The following is a 1690-nucleotide window of genomic DNA, read 5'->3' as shown; positions in this document are numbered from 1 at the left end:
GGCGTAGGCGGGACGGGTGGGCCCGGGCACGCCGGGGTGAGCGGAGGGGGGCGCGGCGGTCTGGACCGGGTAGGGGTGCTCGTCGGCGGCGCGGGATCGTCGGCCGGGCTCGACGCGTTCTGCGTGTACCAGGCGGGTGGCGCGTAGTCGATGGTGAACTCGCCCGTCGTCTCGACGGCGGACTCCGCGTCGGACTGGTCATCGCCGGGTGTGGCCCAGCCCCCGCGGATCCCGTCCCGATCGCTGTTCACAATTCCTCCTGGTGTGGTCGAGCACCCTCATGCCGTGCTGGGGCGACCGTTCGTCTCGTACGGGAGCGGTCATGAGCGGTCGTCCGGCGACCGAACCATTGCCCGTCCGGCCCGTCCGGCCGTCCGGACCGCCCGGGCCTCCCCCGGGGCGCCGACGGCCCAGCCGCGGGTTCTGATGTGGCGCCCGGACCCAGCCTAATCATCGCGGGCGCGCTCACGTCAGGCCCGCCCGGCGCTCCCGCCCCGGCACCAGCGCCCGCGTGAACCCGAACTCCCGACCGTACGCCCGCCACAACAGACCAAACCGCACCAAACACCACCGAACACCGAGGCTCTTGTCACGCCTTCGGGTCACCCAGTGAACCCGACAGACCGCCGGGACGACACCCATGGGAACCACCGCATCGCCGGCAACCGAACGCCCCGGCCGCCACGCACCCGCGCCAACGGCCACCCCGCCAAGCACCAGCACCACGCATCCGTGCCAACGGCCCCCGCCGTGCACCGACACCACGCACCCGCGTCAACGGCCCCCGCCGAGCACCGGCGCCCCTCACCTGGGGACCCCACCATCCGAAGCCGGTCAGTCCATCCGGCGCGGCGTGCCCAGCAATCCGATCTCGGCGTCGGTGGGCTGCGTCATCACGTACTGCCGATCCCGGTCGCCGCACCAGAGGGTGACGCCGTCGGGAAGCGTCGGCAGGGACTCTACGTCCGCGCGCGGCAACGCCATGGTGCGGCCCAGCTCCGCGGCCTCGTCCGGCGAGATGCGCTGGACGCCCACCAGCCGGGCCTGGCGTATCAGCCGGGGCGCCACCGGACTGAGGTACGGCAGCAGCGTCACGACCGCCTGCCAGGGACCGGAGGCCACCCGGCCACGCGGCGGCCGCATCCCGCAGTCCCGCACCACCAGCACCGGCGTGCCCGCCGAGGCGCCCTGCGGAGGGACCCGGCCCACCTCGTACACCGCCAGGCCGTTCTGCCCGCCGCCCATGGCGTGCACCATCTGCATCCAGGCCTGGGGACGGCCCGTCTCCACGGCCACCCGCGCGCCGGTGGCCGCCGCCCGCAGCGCGAGGACCTGCGCGGTCCACAGACTGCCGATCAGGACGACGTCGTACGGCGTCGGGCGGTTGATGCCGAGGACCGCGGGCTGCCCCGTGGTGTCCACGCCGATGAAGACGCCGTCGTCCCCTATGGGCAGCGTGAGCGCGTCGACCTGCTCCGCGGGCAGCGTGTGCCGGCCGTGGCGCGGGCCGATCAGCCCGAGACCGCCGCCCAACCGTCCGCGCACCAGTCCGCCGAGGGACCGCGAGGCGGACGCGGGAGCACCGGACGCCTCGGGCCCCTGCGCTGTTGCCTGCGCGGTCCCGCGAGGCACGGAGGACAGAGGAGACACATGAGACGCGGGAGGCAGTGGGGGCCCGGAGGGTGTGGGG

General features: G+C 74.5%; 2 protein-coding genes. Both read right to left on the bottom strand.

Translation table 11 applies throughout. The features are described 5' to 3' along the window. Positions 1-251: SCO5717 family growth-regulating ATPase (locus GV126_RS36960; protein WP_159674908.1), on the bottom strand; the 251-nt coding region annotated here is incomplete at its 3' end. Positions 252-834: 583 nt separating this feature from the next. After that, the gene (locus GV126_RS33560) at positions 835-1632 is read right to left on the bottom strand and encodes a hypothetical protein (protein WP_419796061.1); all 798 of its coding nucleotides are present in this window, start codon (positions 1630-1632) and stop codon (positions 835-837) included. Positions 1633-1690 lie beyond the last annotated feature (58 nt).

The sequence above is a fragment of the Streptomyces mexicanus genome (assembly GCF_902506575.1).
Lineage (GTDB): Bacteria > Actinomycetota > Actinomycetes > Streptomycetales > Streptomycetaceae > Streptomyces > Streptomyces mexicanus.
Note: the sequence above shows the minus strand (reverse complement) of the source record. Positions and strands in the feature narration are given on the sequence as shown.